The following is a 16223-nucleotide window of genomic DNA, read 5'->3' as shown; positions in this document are numbered from 1 at the left end:
CATGCGTTATGTGAGTACCCGCAGTACCGCCGAGCAGGTGGATTTCGAAAGCGTGGTGTTATCCGGCGTGGCCGCCGATGGCGGGCTGTACGTGCCTGCCGAGCTGCCACGCTTCAGCCCCCAGGAAATCGCCAATTGGTCGACCCTGGATTACCCCGAACTGGCCTTCCGGGTGCTCAGCCCCTTTGTCGGCGACTGCCTGCCCGAGGCGGACTTCAAGGCCTTGCTCAGCCGCGCCTACAGTGGCTTTGGCCACCGCGCGGTGGCGCCCCTGCGACAGATCGACCGCAATGAATGGGTGCTGGAACTGTTCCATGGGCCCACAGGCTCGGCCAAGGATTTTGCCGCGCGGTTGCAGGCGCAACTGGTGGGCTATTTCCTCCAGCGCCGGCAGCGCCACGGGGTGCTGGTGGGGGCCAGCAACGGCGATACCGCGCTGGCGGCCATCGACGCCTTCAAGGACTGCCCGCAGACCCAGGTGCTGGTGTTCTATCCGCAGCACGGCGTGCCCGAGCAGCAAGGGCAGCAGTTGCAGGCGGCACACAACCCCGGGCTGTGGCGCTTTGCCGTGCAGGGCAGCTTCGACGACTGCCAGACCCTGGTGGCCCGCCTGCTGCGCCAATGGCCCCTGGCCGAGCGCGAGGTGATCGGCTTCAACTCCAGCAATTGGGTCGGGGTCATGGCCCAGCTGGTGCTGTATTTCCATGCCGTGCTGCAACTGGGGGGCGGCCAGCGGCCCATCGGTTTCAGCGTGCCGGCGGCCAGCTTCGCCGAGGTCTATGCCGGCTATATCGTGCAGAAGATGGGCCTGCCCATCACCCAGATGATTGTCGCCACCAACCGCAACGACGCCCTGCACCAGCTGTTCCTGAAGAACCGCTATTGTCGCGCCGAGGCCAGCCAGAGCCTGTCGCCGGCCATGGACCTGTCGCTGTTCGCCAACCTGGAGCGCTTTGTCTGGGAGCTCTATGGCCAGGACCCGCATGCGGTGGCGGGCCTGATGCAGCGCTTTGAAGGCAGTGGCGAGATGACCCTGGGCAACGAGTTCTGGCTGCAGGCGCGGATGATCATCGACTCCTACTCGGTGAGCGATGAAGAGACCGGCAAGGAGATCAGCAGCCTCTATCGGGACACCGGCTACATCATCGACCCCCATGCTGCCATCGGTGTCCTGGCGGCGCGCCTGTACCGCCGCAGCCTGGTGGCGCCCATGGTCACCCTGGGGGAGATCGCGCCGGCCAAGTCGGCTCGGTTGCTGGGCTCGCTGGGTATTCCCGGGCTGGCACCGCAGCCACTCGCGGCGCCTTCCACGGCGCAGTGGCAGGCACTGGCGGCGGATGATTTTGCCGCCGTACTGCACTGCCTGAAGGCACTGTGATGGGCACCGCGAAGGAGGCTTCATGAAGCGGATCCTGGATCCACTGGACGAATGCATCATCGCCGAGCTGACCCGCAATGCCCGGGCGGCTCATGCCGAGCTGGCGGCCAAGGTCAACCTGTCGCGCAACGCGGTGCGCCAGCGCATCGAACGCCTGGAGCGCGACGGAGCGATCCAGGGCTACACCATTCGCCTGGGCGAAGGGCGTGGGGCGGATACCCGGATCAACGCGCTGATCTTCGTCTACCGCTACGACCGCATGCGCGGGGCCGATGTATTGCAGGCGCTGCGCGCGATGCCGGAGATCATCCAGTGCGAAGTGCTCAGCGGCGAGTTCGATGTGCTGGTGCGGGTCAGCGCAGCCAGCGTAGAGCGGGTGCACCGGGTGTGGAATGACATCGCCGCCTTGCCCGGGGTGGAAAACACCGTGACGTCCTTTGTCTTGTCCTCTGTGGCCTGAGCGCAGAGCCGGATCTTCTGGCCTTCTGTAGCCGCTGCCGAGCCTTTGGCGAGGCTGCGAAAAGGGCCGAAGGACCTTCCTGCGCGGTCAATCAGCATGTTGCGATGAATGGAACCCTGTGTGGTGTCCTGTTGGACCGCACCGCCAGGGTTAGCGTCTCCTGCGGAGCCGGGTGCAGCCTTCGGCAGCGGCTACAGGGGCAGTCTTGGTTGCGGGTTTTGCGTAGCCAGCGCCTGTGAGCGCAGCCTTCGGCAGTGGTCACCGGCGCTGGGCAAAATGCTCAGCAAATACAGCAAAACGGCATATTTCACTGCCCGGTCCCGACCCCTAACCTTGTGTCCATCAGCTTCTCAACCCGGATGGAACACAACAAAAATGACTGAATACAACATCGCCCTGGTGGGCTTCGGCGGGGTCAACCGGGCCCTGGCGCAACTGATTGCCGAGCGCAATCAGACGTGGAAAAAACAACTGGGTTTCAGCTTGAAGATCGTTGGCATCAGCGATCTGTTCCTGGGCTCCATCGTCGCTCCCCAGGGGCTGGATGCCGGTCTGCTGAGCAAGCTGCCGGCAACCAAGGGCGCCTTGGCGCAACTGCCGGGCGGCCAGGTGGAGGCGCTCAACGAACAGGTGATCAAGGACTCCGGCGCCGACATCATTGCCGAGGCCACTTTCACCAACCCGGTGGACGGCGAGCCAGCGAGTACCTTCTGCCGTTGGGCCCTGGAGCAGGGCAAGCACGTGGTGACCACCAACAAGGGCCCCATTGCCCTGCACAGCGCCGAGCTCAAGGCCCTGGCCCAGCGCAATCTGGCGGCCTTCGAATACGAAGGCGCGGTGATGAGCGGCACCCCGGTGATCCGCATGGCCAAGCAGTCCCTGGCCGGCAGTGGGCTACTGGGGTTCGAGGGCATTCTCAATGGCACCTCCAACTTTGTGCTGACCCGCATGGAGGCCGGCCTGGGCTTTGCCGAAGCGGTGGCCGAGGCCCAGGCCCTGGGGTATGCCGAGGCCGATCCGAGCGCGGATGTCGAAGGCTTTGACGTGCGTTTGAAGGTGGTGATCCTGGCCAACGAATTGCTCGACGCGCAGTTGACCGTCAGTGATGTCAGTTGCCGGGGTATCTCCGGCCTGACGGCCAAGGACCTGGAGCAGGCCCGTGCCGAGGGCGCGCGCTGGAAGCTGATCGGTTCGGCCCAACGCCTGGCCGATGGCTCGCTGCAAGCCAGTGTCGAGCCGCGCCTGTTGCCCCTGGCCCATCCGCTGGCGGGCATTGGCGGGGCGATCAACGCGGTGTCGTTCAACACCGAACTGCTGGGCGCGGTGACGGTGTCCGGGCCGGGCGCTGGGCGCATCGAGACCGCCTTTGCCTTGCTCTCGGACATCATTCACATCCACCAGTCGCGCTTGGCCCGCTAGGAGCATGCCCATGAACCTGTCACGTCTGGCGCTGGCCGCCGATTCGATTGATGTCTGCAGCCCCTTCGATGGTCGGCTGATCGGGACAGTGCCACGCCTTGAGGCCTGTGCCGTGCCCTACCTGTTGCAGCAAGCCCGCCAGGGTGTCAGCGACTGCGCGGCGCTGCCGCGCTATCAGCGGGCACGGATTCTGGAGCGGGCGGCCCTGAACATCGAGCGCGACGCCGAACATTTCGCCCGGTTGATCGTCGATGAAGCGGGCAAGACCCTGAAACAGGCGCAGAAAGAGGTCAAGCGCTGCATCAACACCCTCAAGCTGTCGGCCGAAGAGGCCAAGCGCAATGCCGGCGAGGTGCTGCCGTTTGATGCCTATGAAGGTTCGGAAAACCGCCAGGGCTGGTTTTCGCGCGAGCCCTTGGGGCTGATCCTGGCGATCACGCCTTACAACGATCCGTTGAACCTGGTGGCGCACAAGCTGGGCCCGGCCATCGCCGGGGGCAACGGGGTGATTCTCAAGCCCTCGGAGCTGGCGCCGCTGTCGGCGATCAAGCTGGTGGACTACTTGCGCGATGCCGGCCTGCCGACCTCGGTGGTGACCCTGGCCACCGGTGGTGCGGACCTGGGCAAGGCCCTGGTGGAAGCCCGTGAGGTGCGCATGGTGTCGTTCACCGGCGGCTTTGTCACCGGCGAGCAGATCGCCCGCAGCGCCGGGTTGAAAAAGCTGGCCATGGACCTGGGAGGCAATGCGCCGGTGATCGTGATGACCGACTGCGACCTGGCGGCGACGGTGGAAAGCTGCGTGTCCGGGGCCTTCTGGGCGGCGGGGCAGAACTGCATCGGCACCCAGCGCCTGCTGGTCCAGGCCTCGATCTATGAGGCGTTTCGAGAGGCTTTTGTGCGCCTGGCTCGGGAGCAGGTCAGTGGCGACCCGCTGGCCAGCAGCACGGACATCGGGCCGATGATCAGCCTGCAGGCGGCGCAGAACGCGCAGAAGGTCGTGGATGAAGCGCTGCAACAGGGCGCGCGTTTGCTCTGTGGGCATCAGCGCCGGGGTTCCTGTTACGCCGCCACGGTGCTGGAGAATGTCGACCACGGCAGTCGCCTGTGGCAGGACGAGGTCTTTGCGCCAGTGGTGGTCTTGCAACCGTTCGACGATCTGGATCAGGCCATCGCTTTGGCCAATCAGCCCGAATACAGCCTGCATGCAGGGATCTTCACCAATGACCTGCGTATCGCTATGGACGCTGCGCGGCGGATCGAGGCGGGTGGGGTGATGATCAACGACTCTTCCGATTACCGTTTCGATGCCATGCCCTTTGGCGGCTTCAAGTACGGCAGCCTGGGCCGAGAAGGGGTGCGTTTCGCCTATGAGGAAATGACCCAGCCCAAGGTGGTGTGCCTCAACCGCCTGGGCTGAGGCTGATTGCAGCAACACGACAGGTCGCCGGGCACCGGGCAGGTTTGGTCACCTGCCCGGTGTTTTTTTGCTGGCGGTGAGGTGCGGTGAATCGGTCGCGGTACGGGCAGTGGTAAAGTTCGCCGCTTCAGGATGAACGATGCGGGAAGCGGGCCGATGATCAAGGTGTGGTTGCAACAAGGGCGTGGCCTGTGGCTGGCGCTGTTTCTCGGGCTGCTGTCGCCGGCCCTGGTGCACGCCGAGGAGGCGCCGCCGGGGCTGGTGAAGGTGCCCCTGGACCGGCGGGTGATCGACCTGACCGCGACCCTGGATAGCGCCACCCAGGAGCGGATGGTGCACAAGCTGGAGGCGCTGGAGCAGCGCCGCGGCGCGCAGATCGCGGTGATGCTGGTGCCCAACCTGGGCCAGCAGAGCATCGAGGCCCTGAGCAACCAGTTGTTTCGCGCCTGGAAGCTGGGGCGCAAGGGGGTAGACGACGGCATCCTGCTGCTGGTGGCGAAGAACGACCACAAGGTGCGGATCGAGGTCGGTTATGGCCTGGAACCGGTGGTCACCGACCTGCTGGCCGGGCAGATCATCGCCCAGGACCTGACCCCGGCCTTTCGTCAGGGCGACTTTGCCGGCGGTATCGACCGTGCCCTGGATGACTTGATCCTGCTGGTGGACGGGGGCTCGTTGCCCGAGCCTGCGGGGCAGGCGGTGCCGCTCGAAGCCTATGCCTTGCTGCTGGCGTTCGTTTTCGGCTCGGTGGCGGGGGTGATGCTGGCCGCCGGCTGGAACTGGCGCCGGGTGCTGGGGGCGCAGTGGTGCTGATGGCGGTGCTGGTGGGAGCCGTGGGCGGCCATGAGTGGCTGGCGCAGTTGTTCCTGGTGCCGCTGTGCATGTTGATCGGCGGTGCGACCTTCGCCGGGCTGTGGCAGGCGCGGCGGGTGTTCTACGGGGTGCTGGGGCTGCTGCTGTACATCGGCCTGCTGACCCTGGTCAGCCAGTATCTGGGCCGTTTGACTTTCCTTTACGGCCTGGCCTGGCCGGCGGGGGTGCTGCTGGTGCTGGGCGGCCATTGGCTGCTGTACTGGATGATGCGCAACAGCTGGCGCAAGAGCCCCCGGGGCTTTTTATGGCGCTTTGCCGTGTTGCTGACGCTGGTTCTACTGATGGGCCTGGGTGTGGATGCCTGGCAGGCGGCTCAGCGTTGGCTGAGGGTCGTGCCGTTCGCCTATTTCCTGAGTTTCATACTGTTTGCCGGCGGCAGTGGCTTTCGCTGGAGCAGTGGCGGTGGCAGCAGCAGTGGCGGCCGCTCAAGCTCGGGTGGCGGTTTCTCCGGGGGCGGCGGTTCCAGTGGCGGCGGCGGGGCGTCGGGCAGTTGGTGAGGCTGGGCGCGGTAATGATCACGCAGCCGTCCTGCTCTCCCAAGCCTGCGGGGCCGGGCAACGGGCCGATGGCGGCGCAGAGAATCGTTGAGCGGTCAGGGTGGCGGAAATTGATGGTTGATAATAATTCTCATTGGTGAATATGATATGTTATTACATTAATTTCAGTCCCAAGGAAGCGTTGCCATGAAAGTCCTGTCGTCCCTCAAAGAAGCCAAGAATCGTCACCGCGACTGCCAGATCGTCAAGCGTCGCGGTCGCATCTATGTGATTTGCAAATCCAATCCGCGCTTCAAGGCTCGCCAGGGCGGGGCGAAGAACCGGAACAAGGGGTGAGAGCGGGGGCGGTCGGGAGTGACAAGGCGCTGCTGGAGCGAGCCACTCTCGACAGCACCCAGGCATGGGGGGCAGGTTTTTCAGTCGTGCAGCAGGGTCGAGCCGTACTCGTTGAAGCTGTTGCCCAATGCGCTGTTGCCGTTGAGATTCAGATTGCTCACGCCACCGCCAAGCCGGCACTTGTCCGAATAGCAGGGGTGGGTGGTCGCACTGGAGCAGGCGCCCAGTAGAAGGGTGGCGCCGATCAGCAACACCTTGAGGCAGTTCAACTTCATTTTCAGCATCTCCAGAGCAGGGTCAGGGATAGAGCGAACCGGAGCCTCATCCTACGCCGTTACATGTCGATACACATTGCCAATCAGGCGGGCCCGGAAAAAATATCTGCCGTGCTTGCAGGATGCCGCCTTGGCACGGGGCTGCTCAGCGCCGCGGGGGCAATTGTGTCCTCGGGCCAGACCCGGTAGAAAGGCGCAACGCATTCAGAAAACAGATACCAGCATGAGCGACATTGAGAAACCCAATAGCCGCCTGTTCGACCTCGACTTGCTGCGGGCCATTGTCACGGTGGCCGACTGCGGCAGTTTCACCACGGCCGCCACCCGCCTGCATTCCACCCAATCCACCATCAGCCAGAAGATCCGCCGCCTGGAGGAGATGGTCGGGCAGCGCCTGCTTGAGCGCGGCAATCGCGATGTGTTGCCCACCGATGCCGGCGAGACCCTGCTGGGATATGCCCGGCGCCTGCTGGCACTGAACGATGAAATGTTCGAGGCGCTGTCCGGGGCCACGGTGGTGCTGACGGTGCGTATCGGCGTGCCGGACGACTTCGCTGCCGGCCGCACCACCGAGCAACTGGCTGCGTTCAACCGGCGCTATCCCCAGGTCAAGCTGGAGGTCACCAGCGGCATGAGTCGCGACCTCAACGCCAGTTATGACCGTGGCGAACTGGACCTGGTGGTGCTCAAGCAACTGCGCAACAGCCGCGAGGCACTGGCCTGCTGGCCGGAGAAGACCCGATGGGTGGATAGCGCGAAAAACCCCTGCATCGATCTCGACCCGCTGCCTATCGTTACCTTCCCGCCGCGCGGGGTGTACCGCGATGCCATGATCAATGCCCTGGAGGCGGTGGGCCGGCGCTGGCATATCAGCTTCACCAGCTCCAGCCTCAGCGGCCTGCAGTCGGCCATTGCCGATGGCATGGGCATAGGCCTGCTGCCATTGCGTGCGGTCACGGCGGGCCACCAGGTCCTGTCCAAAGGCACCGGGCTGCCCTCGGTGGACGTGTTCGAGGTGGCGTTGCTGCACCGCCCGGCGGCAGATCCCATGGTCAAGGAGCTGGCGCGAGTCTTGTCGCGGGTGCTGGCCCAGGACACTCAGGGCTGAAGTCGCGAGGCATTCGATAAATGAATACGGCGGATTCCAGTATTTAATTTGTGCATGTGCGTAACGCTGGATATCGTGGTGGCCAGCAGCGGTCCGCGCCGCTTCCCTGGCGCGTCGACCCGCAGGTTTGTTCACCCTGGCGGCGTTGCCGCGCGGGGCAGCAAAACAACAATGAGGAGAGTCTCCATGTCCAAAACCACCTATTACGCGCCTCACGGCGGGCACCCGGCACAGACCGAACTGCTCACCGACCGCGCAATGTTTACCGAAGCCTACGCCGTGATCCCCAAGGGCGTGATGCGCGACATCGTCACCAGCCACCTGCCGCACTGGGACAACATGCGCATGTGGGTCATCGCTCGTCCACTGTCGGGTTTCGCCGAAACCTTTTCCCAGTACATCGTTGAAGTCGGCGCCAATGGCGGTAGCGACAAGCCCGAGCAGGACCCCAACGCCGAAGCGGTACTGTTCGTCGTCGAAGGCGAGGTCAACCTGACCCTGCAAGGCCAGGTGCATGTCCTCAAACCCGGCGGCTATGCCTTTATCCCACCGGCTGCCGACTGGAAGCTGCGCAACACCAGCGGCACCGAGGCGCGTTTCCACTGGATCCGCAAGCACTACCAGAAAGTCGATGGCGTGCCATACCCGGACGCTTTCGTCACCAACGAGCAGGACATCGAGCCGCGGGTCATGCCCGATACCGAAGGCCGCTGGAGCACCACGCGTTTTGTCGACATGAGCGACATGCGCCATGACATGCACGTCAACATCGTCAACTTCGAGCCGGGCGGCGTGATTCCGTTCGCCGAGACCCACGTCATGGAGCACGGCCTGTACGTCCTGGAAGGCAAGGCGGTGTATCGCCTGAACCAGGATTGGGTCGAGGTCGAGGCCGGTGACTTCATGTGGCTGCGCGCCTTCTGCCCACAGGCCTGCTACTCCGGCGGCCCGGGTCGTTTCCGCTACCTGCTGTACAAGGATGTGAACCGCCAGATGCGCCTGACCCTCAACGCAGCGCATTGATCCGACGGCAGTGCAGAGGCCGTTCTGGCCTCCGCACTGCTGAACGGCGAGTGACAGGAGCCGGCGATCATTCGCCGGTTTTCTTTTGTCTGAGGGGCAGGGTTGCTGCCTATGCCTAGGACTCTCGCTGACCGAGCCGCGCGATCAAACCTTCAAGGGCCGGACGCTTGTCCTGCCACTCCTGGCGAGTAATGCCTAGCAGCACTACGTCGATTCGCTCGCCGTCTTTCAGAATGTTCTGGCGCCGCAGGCCTTCCTGTACGAATCCAAATTTCAGGTGCAGCCTGATCACCGCTGTGTTGCTTGCGAGCACCTCGCAGTTGAGTTTGTCCAGAGCGGCTTGATTGAAGGCATAGTCGAGCAACCAGAACTCCATGAGACTGCCCAGGCCTTTGCCTTGAAGCTCGGCGTCCAGGTAGAACGCCCAGTCGGCAGTTTTCTGCAGGGCATTGATGGCGTTCAGGGACACGACCCCCAAGGCTTGCCCGGCATCGACCGCGACAAACACCTCCTGACGCGGGTTGCCTTGAAGGCTGCTCAGCCAGTTTGCATGCTCCTGTTCGCTGATTTCATGGGAGGTGTACATGTATTTGCGCACCTCCTGCTGGTTGCGCAGCGCGCGCACTTGGGCTTGAACGGTGGGGCTGCTAGCAAGCAAAGGAATGAGCTGCATGGGAGGGTCCTGGATTGGAGGCGAGCCTGAGGTGCGATCTTCAGGCGCGAAGATTCTTTCAGACTAGAGATTATTCGGCCAGCAAGCTTGCTGCAGGTGTCGGGAGATGCTGGAGGTTCGCTTCAAGCGAGGTGGGATCGGCCTGGGCGGCCAGTGCCGGTTTATGTGAGGGCTGGGTGTAATCAGGGAGGGAGCGCTGTTGCGCTGCCCTCACATCTCGATGGTTGGAATGGTGGTCTTGCCGCAGCTTATAAGTTGCCCTGCGGTTACCTGGAGCCCATTGCTGGGCTTGATGCTGTAGCCGATAAGGACGCCTGCCATTACCAAGGCCATGTATAGAGCCGTTTTTCTCAAGATCATGCCGGTGCCCACTGAATGATTGATCGGAAAGCGTGCAGCACTGATTGCCATTCTGGAAAAAGGTTCCTGCTACAGGTGAGCAACGGATACAGCGTGTGGCATTGGCCAGGGTTGTCTATTGGCTCGCCTTATCGGTAAAGTCCCAGCGCGTCGTCAGCGTGCTTGTCAGTCGTCCTAATCCACCTGCGGACACAGTCCATGGTTCATTCAGACCACCTTGCCAGCTACGTCAGTGCAAGCCTGGGAGTTGCATCGCCTCGCACCGCGCTACTTGACAACGCGAGTCAGGAAAGCCGGCTCGATCAGGGGGACACCGTCACCGCCGACGATGACAGGGCACTCATCAAGCGGCTAGCAGAGCAGGGCGGTTTCCCAGCGATGCAGCCTGCGTCGAAGGCTGGATCTGCCATGAAGGGGTTCGCCAACCTCTCGACAAAATCATCCGCCCTGCTCACATCAGCTTCACCAATGAATGCCGGGATGCTTATTGGCTCAAGTACTTCTCTGCTTAGCCGCCGATTCTCTATAGCGCCGAGATATCTGCTCGAGTCGTTTCGCCGACGCTGCAGGATCAGTACTTCCATGGAGCCACGAAATGCTTGAAGAGCCGTTTTTTCCTTACCAGAGCCTGGCGTCCGACTTGCTCGCTTTCCTGCCTGAGGACAGCACGGACGGCTCTCACGATCTTTCTCATATTCATCGGGTCTGGATGAATGTTCGGCGCCTGCAGGACAAGGAAGGTGGGGACCTGGAGGCGTTGCTTGCCGCAACCCTCTTGCACGATTGCGTGGCCGTCGAGAAAAACTCGCCATTGCGGTCGCAGGCATCCACTCTTTCGGCCAATAAAGCAGCGTCTATTCTGCAGCGCATGGGCTGGCCTGCCCCGCGTATTGAGCTTGTTGCCCACGCGGTCCAGGCTCATAGCTTCTCCGCGGGCGTCGAACCCCTCACCCTGGAAGCCAGGATCCTTCAGGACAGCGACCGCCTGGACGCCATCGGCATGATCGGAGTCGCCCGTTGTTTCTACATCGCTGGGCGAATGGGCTCCGCGCTGTACGACATCACAAACCCCACCGCCATCGGCAGGCCCTATCAAGACAAGCGTTTTACCATTGAGCACTTCCACACCAAGCTACTCTCCCTTGCCTCCGGATTTCAGACGGTCGAAGGGGCGCGGTTGGCGGCAGTCAGGCATGCGCGCCTGAAGGATTTCCTGGACGGATTCATGGAGGAGATCGGAGCTCCCGATTAATCGTCAGGCCGTAGGCCTGACGCGGAAGGCCAGGAACACCGGGCCGAATGGGAAAGTACTGACTTCCAGCTCATCCAGGGGATTGAGCGTGCGCGTGCGGCCCCCTGCGTTGCTGTAGATCATGTGGCTGCTCGATACCGCGATGTTGATCTTGCCTGCCGCAGCCTGGATCAGAGTGGCCTTGAACCCTTCAGTCACATCGTCACCTATCGTGAGCGTGACGTCGGTGTCGCTAATGACCAGGATCGACTTGCCTGAATCCGCCATGGTCAGGGGCCTGCTGCCGGTGATCGAGACATTGGGGTGCACATGGCCCCCAGCGTGGTAGCTGACCATCCTGGGGTCGGCGAAGACGCGGGCGAAGGAGCCGACATAATTGACACTGGCGCGCATGTCATCGAATTGTTCGACCACATAGGTACCGATGCTGCCCGAGACTTCGCCGTTGGGGTCCATGACCCATTTGCGTCCGACCATCAGCCCGATCTGGGTGTTGGCTCGTACACCGGCACGCATCTCCTCGAGAAACAGCTGGCTGATCTGGCCGCCGCCTTTGCCCTGGACATAGGTAAAGCGTGCTATGGAGTGGCTGTCCCCGGTAGGGCTGCCTTGGGCTGTATCGACTCGGTAGTCGACAAAGTCCGCTGATACGGTGGTGGTCGTGGTGTTGGCGTTAGGTGCCCAGGTGAAATCCAAGACCCTTCCGGTTTTCACCTGCTCCAGCGATGTGGTGGTCTGCGAGGTCGTAGTAGAGCCTGACTGCTTCAAATCATCGTTCATGCTGCTCATCCTTAAGTGAAGTGCGTGCTTGAGTGCGGGCCGAAATGGCCCGAGGCATATGACCGCCGCCATATCGCCACTTTTCCTGAAAAGCCGTGCTGTCTCGCTTGATACGTATGGAGTTCCTGCCGCGCTCCAGGGGCGTGAGGGGAAGCAGACAATCGGCTGTTGCGGTGCCTCCAGTGTGTGCGGTGCTGACTCGAGTTGGCTGCTGTATATATATACAGTATTCGAAACTTGAGCACGGCGCGATTTGCGCCGACGAACTGTAGGGGGGGCTGGGTCGGCAGAACGCCGGAGGCGGGTTACAGCAGTACCCGTTCAATCCACAGCTGTAACTGAAGCGTCCGAATGCGCCCGCCCTGAGCGGGTTTTTTATTGCCTGGAGAAAATTAAATGCCGATCACCGAGCAGCAGTTGCTGCAGATCCTCCCGAACGCCCGCCCTGTTGCGGGCTTTTTTGTGCCTGGAGTTTGACAATGACCATTCAGAACGCCCTCGGTGTCCGCAACCGCAACCCTGGAAACATAGACTGCAACCCACGCAACCAGTGGGAGGGCCAACTCGGCAAGGAGCCGAACGGCCGCTTCGCCATCTTCGATACCGCCGAGAACGGCATCCGTGCCCTGGGCAAGCTGCTGCTCAACTATCGCGGCAAGGACGGCATGCCCGGCGTGGGCAAGCCCGGTATCGACACGCCCCTGGAGTTCATCAGCCGATGGGCGCCCAGCAACGAGAACAACACCCAGGCATACGCTGCAGCGATTGCCAAGCGCCTGGGCGTCGGCGTACGCGATTCGATCAACATGGCCGACCTCAAGACGCTGCGCGAGACCGTGCTGGGCATCATCGTGCACGAAAACGGTGGCAACCCTTACCCGGCTGCTGTGGTTGAGGAAGGCCTGCGCAGGGCCCTGAAGTGAGCGCCGGCGCCTGGCGGGTGGCTGGCGTCCTACTGACCGCTGTCCTGGTGCTGTTCGCCGGCGCTGCTCTGGGGGCATGGATGGCCTCCAAGCATTACCGGCCGCTGCTCGACACTGCCCTGGGCGACTTGGCCACGGCAAAGGCCGGTCGCGACAACCTGGAAGCCCTGGCGGGTGAGCAGGGCCGGAAACTGGGTGACCTGGTGCTGGCAGGTCAGGAGCGTGAGCGCCACGCTGCCCAGGCCCAGGCTGACGCCCGGGAGCTGGCCAAACATGACTACTCCGCGGCGAATCGTCTCCTGCAGGAACGTACCGGCGGTGACCCGGCGCCGGCGGCGGAATCGATCATTGATCAGGAGCTGGGGTTATGAGCGTGCAGGACCAGCAAAAAGGCGCAGGTAGTGCAGGACCTGCGAAAAAGTGCAGGTGGTACCCCGGCGGCCACCTGGGCCTAAACCCGGGTGAAATTGGGGTTTTTAAAGTCCACAGGCCGCTATTTACAAGGCTTACAGCCTGGGTTGGCCGTGGGCCTGGCCTGGCGGGCATTTGCGCTTTTGCGTTGGTGCTGACGGGGTGCGCAGCCCGGGAGCCCGAGGTGCGCACGGTGCGGGTGGAGGTGCCAGTGCAGGTGCCGTGCAGGGCGCCTGTGGTGCCTGTGCCAGCCTGGGCCACGGGCAGCCTCAAGAAGACCGATAGCTTGGAACTGAAGGTGCGGGCGCTGCTGGCGGAGCGCCGGCAGCGGGTCGGATATGAGCGAGTTCTGGTTGCCGCGGTGGAGGCTTGCCAGTGATCAGCCGTTGTTTACCGCATCGCCGCCGGCGGGCTTGGTAGTGGGCTCGATCAGTTCCGGGCCGTGATTCCTGACGTTGCCGACTGCGGTGCTTACCCTGAACCATTCGAAGGCGCTGGCGGGCTCACCCTGGTGCAGGGCCATCTGCTCGGCGCGTTCCTTCGGCGTTGCCGGATCGAGCCATTCCCGGGCCAGGTCTGGTGCAAGGACCACAGGCCGGCGGTCGTGGATGTCGACCATTCCCCCTTCGCTATCCGCTGTGATGATCACAAAGCCTTCGTGCTCGCTTCGGTCCTGGCCAGGCAACTGTCCGATTGAGGCGCAGAGGATGGGGGAGCCGTTGCGGTGCTTGATCAAGTAGGGCTGTTTCTTAGGTCCGCCTTCGTCCACCCATTCAAACCAGTTGTCGATCGGGCAGATAGCGCGGTGTGGCCAGATTTGCCGGAAGAACGGGCCGTGGGCCACGTTCTCGGCCCTGGCATTGATCGGTGGGGCTCGATCCTTGGCCCAGTGCGGCTTCCAGCCCCAGCGCACCGGGTCGGCGTAAAGCCTGCCAGCGGTGACATGGAACAGGGCCAGTTGCATGCTCGGTGCGCCGTTGTAGTGTCCCAGAGGCTGCTCGCCCAGGTTGTCGACCAGGGCCCCGGGCATGCTCAAGGCCGCCACGAAATCATGAATGCCACGGTACTGGGAAAGGCGCCCGCACATGGTCATGTCCTCAATGCCTGCTTCAACTGTAGATCAGGCACCGGACGCTTTCCTTGGCGGGGCAGCTCTACTGGGGTGTGTCTCCCAACAGCGCCGCTACGAAACGGTTGTGGAACACACCCTGTGGATCGCAGCTTCTGCGGTAGGAATCGAAGGCCTTGATTCTGGCACCGCGCCGCGTCGCCAGATCCTTGAGGAACGCCGGGTTGAACGGTGGCGAAAATGTTCCAGCGGGGCGACTCGGGTCGTAGAAACCGAACATCTTGCCGGTGTGCGGCATTCCTCCCAGGGCCACCCAGGCGCGCTCGATGTCGGCGAAGAAGTGCAGCAGGAGCTGGGGGTATTCAGCCCCCGCGACGGCCGGTACGTAACCGATCAGGTCCAGATTGACGAAGGTCGCGTTGGGGGTTTCGGTGTAGGTTCCGGCCAGTACGCTGTCGCCGCCACGGACGAAGCGGAACTCCATGGGGGCAACCAGCAGGAAGTCGCTGGAACGCTTGAGGCGCTCCATGACCGCGTCAAGACCCTGCCAGGCCTTGCCCAGCCCTGAGTCATCGAGTGCCGGGAGTTCGATGAAATAAGACATGAAGATCACCCGCGACGCCCGGGTCAGCCACAAGTCGGAGTAGACAGCCGCAGCCTGATCGAAGAGCGTTTCGATGGTGAGGTAGCCCGCATCGATGATCGCGTTGGCCGCCGTTTTGTTTCCAAGATACTGCGCCGCAATCAGGGGCGGTTCGAGGATCGGCTCCATCGGTATCAAATAGGGCGCGCCGAAGATGTTTTCTTGCGCCAGGGCGCAGGCATCGGGAACGCTTGCCTTCAGGTTCGGAATCTTCGTCGTTGGGGACGAAACCAGGTCCCACCACAGGATGAGGAAGTTGTGGGTGTACGGATTGACGAAGGACTCAACGCGGTCATGGCTCGCGAGCAGGGTCTTGAATTGGGCAATGAACGCCTGCTGATCGTTACAGGTGATGTTGCCCTCCTTGCCCGATTTCAAGGTCGTGGCCCAGGGGCGTGGCATCAACTCAACGGTGACCGAGGTGACGATTCCCAGGGCCCCCAGAGAGACGCGGGCGAACTGCAGGGGCGACCAGCCATCCACCGCTGGGGTCTGTGTGTCGAGGGTCCTTACCTGGCCATCCGGGCCCATGATGCTGAACGCCGAGACCGTTTCCGCGAAGATCGGCGCGTTGATGGTGGCACCGTGCACGTCCACCGCGGTCATCCCGCCAAGGCTGAAAAAACCGCCGGCGGTCACGGTCTTGAGCATCATGTCGTGGCCCGTCAGAAACGCATCCAGTGCATCCTCGCGTACACCCGTGTTCACCGTGACCTTGGTTTCGGAGGGGTGCAGCACGATGGACTGATTGCCCTCGGGCCCCAGGTCCTTGTAGCAGGAGAGGTCGATCAGCCAGCGCGCCGGGTTCGGCGCGAGGCGATTGTCTTCGGCCACCAGGGCCGGCTGCGCGTGCCGCTGGCCGGAAACGCGGACAGTCGCGCCAGCCAGTACGGCTTGACTGACGATGGCCTGGAGTTCAACCAGGTTCGTCGGCGAGAAGTAATATTCCCCATCGATCGACATTGTATGAACGATGTTCTGAGCCCAGTTCCTCCACGGCAGAGGCTGGACCTTGAAGTCCAGGGTCGTTCCTGTCACTTCGTAAGCTGCCAGCCGGCCGTTATCTGCCGACTGCACCAGGGGCGTCCCTCGACTACTTGTTCCAAGCACTGCACAAACATAAGGGGCCACCCCGATCGCATCGGCTGGAACTCCGAGCGACGAAAGTGCCGGGCTTACCTTGTACAGGCCGTTGTTGAAGTTGCCGCTGTTCCAGGCTGAGGTATGCCAGCTTCCCTTCGAATCAAACCACTGAATCGAAAAGTTCATGATGAAGATGCCATTGTTAAGGCAGCCAATGCGCTCGACTTTTCTCATGGTGATGTC

At 62.7% G+C, this 16223-nt stretch carries 17 protein-coding genes and 2 pseudogenes; 13 read left to right on the top strand and 6 right to left on the bottom strand.

Annotated elements, in window-relative coordinates; translation table 11 throughout:
• Window position 1 precedes the first annotated feature (1 nt).
• The 6 genes and pseudogenes from thrC to ykgO all read left to right on the top strand — a co-directional run bounded on the left by thrC (window position 2) and on the right by ykgO (window position 6380).
• Entirely contained in the window at window positions 2-1378 is a 1377-nt protein-coding gene (gene thrC, locus KI242_RS19675) for a threonine synthase (RefSeq protein WP_011062100.1), read from the top strand.
• Window positions 1379-1400: 22 nt separating this feature from the next.
• Window positions 1401-1838, top strand: coding sequence for an Lrp/AsnC family transcriptional regulator (locus KI242_RS19670; RefSeq protein ID WP_011062099.1), 438 nt, complete (start codon window positions 1401-1403; stop codon window positions 1836-1838).
• 375 nt (window positions 1839-2213) lie between these two features.
• Window positions 2214-3257, top strand: a complete 1044-nt coding sequence (locus tag KI242_RS19665; RefSeq protein WP_041752396.1) for a homoserine dehydrogenase — start codon at window positions 2214-2216, stop codon at window positions 3255-3257.
• A 10-nt stretch (window positions 3258-3267) separates the two neighbouring features.
• Window positions 3268-4674 (top strand): aldehyde dehydrogenase family protein, encoded by a 1407-nt coding sequence (locus KI242_RS19660; RefSeq protein WP_019094216.1) that lies wholly within the window; start codon window positions 3268-3270, stop codon window positions 4672-4674.
• Between the two features lie 156 nt (window positions 4675-4830).
• Window positions 4831-6044: pseudogene (locus tag KI242_RS19655) on the top strand (TPM domain-containing protein).
• A gap of 186 nt (window positions 6045-6230) precedes the next feature.
• Complete coding sequence (ykgO, locus tag KI242_RS19650) at window positions 6231-6380, top strand: type B 50S ribosomal protein L36 (protein WP_011062095.1); 150 nt, start codon at window positions 6231-6233, stop codon at window positions 6378-6380.
• A gap of 80 nt (window positions 6381-6460) precedes the next feature.
• Here the strand turns inward: ykgO and KI242_RS19645 are convergent, their stop codons facing one another.
• Window positions 6461-6655 (bottom strand): hypothetical protein, encoded by a 195-nt coding sequence (locus tag KI242_RS19645; RefSeq protein ID WP_011062094.1) that lies wholly within the window; start codon window positions 6653-6655, stop codon window positions 6461-6463.
• A 223-nt stretch (window positions 6656-6878) separates the two neighbouring features.
• Between KI242_RS19645 and KI242_RS19640 the strand changes: the two genes are divergently transcribed.
• Window positions 6879-7763 carry a LysR family transcriptional regulator gene (locus tag KI242_RS19640; RefSeq protein WP_015636218.1) on the top strand — a complete coding sequence of 295 codons (885 nt, stop codon included), beginning with the start codon at window positions 6879-6881 and terminating at the stop codon, window positions 7761-7763.
• A 186-nt stretch (window positions 7764-7949) separates the two neighbouring features.
• On the top strand, window positions 7950-8786 hold the full coding sequence (locus KI242_RS19635; RefSeq protein WP_011062092.1) for a bifunctional allantoicase/(S)-ureidoglycine aminohydrolase: 837 nt from the start codon (window positions 7950-7952) through the stop codon (window positions 8784-8786).
• Window positions 8787-8901: 115 nt separating this feature from the next.
• On the opposite strand, the gene pseH is transcribed toward KI242_RS19635, so the two are convergent.
• Window positions 8902-9459, bottom strand: a complete 558-nt coding sequence (gene pseH, locus KI242_RS19630) for a UDP-4-amino-4,6-dideoxy-N-acetyl-beta-L-altrosamine N-acetyltransferase (RefSeq protein WP_011062091.1) — start codon at window positions 9457-9459, stop codon at window positions 8902-8904.
• Window positions 9460-9669: 210 nt separating this feature from the next.
• Window positions 9670-9870: a hypothetical protein gene (locus tag KI242_RS19625; RefSeq protein ID WP_019094218.1), complete on the bottom strand. Its 201-nt coding sequence runs from the start codon at window positions 9868-9870 to the stop codon at window positions 9670-9672.
• A gap of 544 nt (window positions 9871-10414) precedes the next feature.
• On the opposite strand from KI242_RS19625, the gene KI242_RS19620 reads away from it, so the two are divergent.
• Window positions 10415-11071, top strand: a complete 657-nt coding sequence (locus KI242_RS19620) for an HD domain-containing protein (RefSeq protein WP_011062090.1) — start codon at window positions 10415-10417, stop codon at window positions 11069-11071.
• A 3-nt stretch (window positions 11072-11074) separates the two neighbouring features.
• Here KI242_RS19620 and KI242_RS19615 read toward each other — a convergent pair whose 3' ends face one another.
• Complete coding sequence (locus tag KI242_RS19615; protein ID WP_232643403.1) at window positions 11075-11851, bottom strand: hypothetical protein; 777 nt, start codon at window positions 11849-11851, stop codon at window positions 11075-11077.
• 396 nt (window positions 11852-12247) lie between these two features.
• Between KI242_RS19615 and KI242_RS31860 the strand changes: the two are divergent.
• The 4 genes and pseudogenes from KI242_RS31860 to KI242_RS31855 all read left to right on the top strand — a co-directional run.
• Window positions 12248-12319: pseudogene (locus KI242_RS31860) on the top strand (glycoside hydrolase family 19 protein); the annotation flags it as partial.
• Between the two features lie 11 nt (window positions 12320-12330).
• Complete coding sequence (locus KI242_RS19610; protein WP_015636216.1) at window positions 12331-12774, top strand: structural protein P5; 444 nt, start codon at window positions 12331-12333, stop codon at window positions 12772-12774.
• A 17-nt stretch (window positions 12775-12791) separates the two neighbouring features.
• Window positions 12792-13145 (top strand): hypothetical protein, encoded by a 354-nt coding sequence (locus KI242_RS19605; RefSeq protein ID WP_230493569.1) that lies wholly within the window; start codon window positions 12792-12794, stop codon window positions 13143-13145.
• A gap of 164 nt (window positions 13146-13309) precedes the next feature.
• Window positions 13310-13564, top strand: coding sequence for a hypothetical protein (locus tag KI242_RS31855; protein ID WP_041120661.1), 255 nt, complete (start codon window positions 13310-13312; stop codon window positions 13562-13564).
• Here the strand turns inward: KI242_RS31855 and KI242_RS19600 are convergent, their stop codons facing one another.
• Window positions 13565-14272: an SOS response-associated peptidase family protein gene (locus KI242_RS19600; protein WP_015636213.1), complete on the bottom strand. Its 708-nt coding sequence runs from the start codon at window positions 14270-14272 to the stop codon at window positions 13565-13567.
• Window positions 14273-14339: 67 nt separating this feature from the next.
• The gene (locus KI242_RS19595) at window positions 14340-16214 is read right to left on the bottom strand and encodes a D-arabinono-1,4-lactone oxidase (protein ID WP_041752771.1); all 1875 of its coding nucleotides are present in this window, start codon (window positions 16212-16214) and stop codon (window positions 14340-14342) included.
• Window positions 16215-16223: the final 9 nt, after the last annotated feature.

The organism is Pseudomonas sp. Eqa60 (assembly GCF_018326405.1).
Taxonomy (GTDB): Bacteria; Pseudomonadota; Gammaproteobacteria; order Pseudomonadales; family Pseudomonadaceae; genus Aquipseudomonas; species Aquipseudomonas protegens.
This window is presented reverse-complemented; position numbering and strand designations above follow the sequence as displayed.

What these genes read in the sequence shown, in the direction of transcription:
- thrC (WP_011062100.1), top strand. Translation starts at nt 2, where the DNA reads ATGCGTTATGTGAGTACCCGCAGTACCGCCGAGCAGGTGGATTTCGAA.
- KI242_RS19670 (WP_011062099.1), top strand. Translation starts at nt 1,401, where the DNA reads ATGAAGCGGATCCTGGATCCACTGGACGAATGCATCATCGCCGAGCTG.
- KI242_RS19665 (WP_041752396.1), top strand. Translation starts at nt 2,214, where the DNA reads ATGACTGAATACAACATCGCCCTGGTGGGCTTCGGCGGGGTCAACCGG.
- KI242_RS19660 (WP_019094216.1), top strand. Translation starts at nt 3,268, where the DNA reads ATGAACCTGTCACGTCTGGCGCTGGCCGCCGATTCGATTGATGTCTGC.
- ykgO (WP_011062095.1), top strand. Translation starts at nt 6,231, where the DNA reads ATGAAAGTCCTGTCGTCCCTCAAAGAAGCCAAGAATCGTCACCGCGAC.
- KI242_RS19645 (WP_011062094.1), bottom strand. Translation starts at nt 6,655, where the DNA reads ATGAAGTTGAACTGCCTCAAGGTGTTGCTGATCGGCGCCACCCTTCTA.
- KI242_RS19640 (WP_015636218.1), top strand. Translation starts at nt 6,879, where the DNA reads ATGAGCGACATTGAGAAACCCAATAGCCGCCTGTTCGACCTCGACTTG.
- KI242_RS19635 (WP_011062092.1), top strand. Translation starts at nt 7,950, where the DNA reads ATGTCCAAAACCACCTATTACGCGCCTCACGGCGGGCACCCGGCACAG.
- pseH (WP_011062091.1), bottom strand. Translation starts at nt 9,459, where the DNA reads ATGCAGCTCATTCCTTTGCTTGCTAGCAGCCCCACCGTTCAAGCCCAA.
- KI242_RS19625 (WP_019094218.1), bottom strand. Translation starts at nt 9,870, where the DNA reads ATGGCAATCAGTGCTGCACGCTTTCCGATCAATCATTCAGTGGGCACC.
- KI242_RS19620 (WP_011062090.1), top strand. Translation starts at nt 10,415, where the DNA reads ATGCTTGAAGAGCCGTTTTTTCCTTACCAGAGCCTGGCGTCCGACTTG.
- KI242_RS19615 (WP_232643403.1), bottom strand. Translation starts at nt 11,851, where the DNA reads ATGAACGATGATTTGAAGCAGTCAGGCTCTACTACGACCTCGCAGACC.
- KI242_RS19610 (WP_015636216.1), top strand. Translation starts at nt 12,331, where the DNA reads ATGACCATTCAGAACGCCCTCGGTGTCCGCAACCGCAACCCTGGAAAC.
- KI242_RS19600 (WP_015636213.1), bottom strand. Translation starts at nt 14,272, where the DNA reads ATGTGCGGGCGCCTTTCCCAGTACCGTGGCATTCATGATTTCGTGGCG.
- KI242_RS19595 (WP_041752771.1), bottom strand. Translation starts at nt 16,214, where the DNA reads ATGAGAAAAGTCGAGCGCATTGGCTGCCTTAACAATGGCATCTTCATC.